Source organism: Priestia sp. P5_B4 (assembly GCF_056400385.1).
The window spans coordinates 1-766 of the sequence record NZ_JBFULJ010001307.1; the positions used below are offsets into that span (position 1 = coordinate 1).

The following is a 766-nucleotide window of genomic DNA, read 5'->3' on the forward strand; positions in this document are numbered from 1 at the left end:
GTCCCCACTGCCAGTTCCTGGTGACGGTCGATCCGCGCAGCGGTCGGCCGCCGGAGGTCTGTCCGAATTGCGGGAAGCCGTTGGACGCGCAAGTGCAGGGAGCGGTCGAAACCACCGACGCGCCGTCCGAACGCCCCGCGCAAGTGGAGGCAGCTGCGGCACCCCCCGAGCCGCCGGCAGAATCCGAAGCCGCAACCGAACCCGAAGCCGCACCGCCGCAAGCCCAACGCAGCGAGGATGCGGTCATCGCCTTGATGGCGCAAAAGCCGCCGCACAAGGCGCGTGCATCGCAAGCCGCCGAGAAGCCCGCGAAGCGCAAGCGCGAAAAGCCGGCGACGCCGGCGCCCGTAGCGAAGCCACCCGCGCCACCGAAACCGCAGCGGCCTGCCGGCCCCACGATGTCCGTGCGCCTGGCGGCCTTGTGGTCCTCGATCAAACCCAAGGCCAAGCCGAAGGTCGAGAAGGCGGTGGTCGAAACGACGCCACCGGCGGAGGAGGCGAAGAAGAAAGCCACCGTAAGACCCGTGCCATCCTTGCGCGAGCGCGCCGCGAAGCGCGCGGCGGCGGCCGCGCAGGACGCGGCAGTCGTCGAAACGCCTGCGGTCGAGACACCGGGCGTCGCAACGCGCTCTGCCGAATCCCCCGATTCCGCAGCGCCGCTCGAACCGGCCGGCATCGAAGCCCCGCCCATCGAATTCATTCCGCTCGCGCAAACACCGGTCGAAGCCGCGCTTGCGGTCGAAGCCTTGCGCGCGACGGCAACACC

The 766-nt window shown here is 70.4% G+C and carries 1 pseudogene; it reads left to right on the plus strand.

Annotation, left to right across the window (positions count from 1 at the left end):
* Positions 1-80: 80 nt before the first annotated feature.
* Positions 81-766, plus strand: a pseudogene (locus AC1DRF_RS30655) (hypothetical protein); the annotation flags it as partial.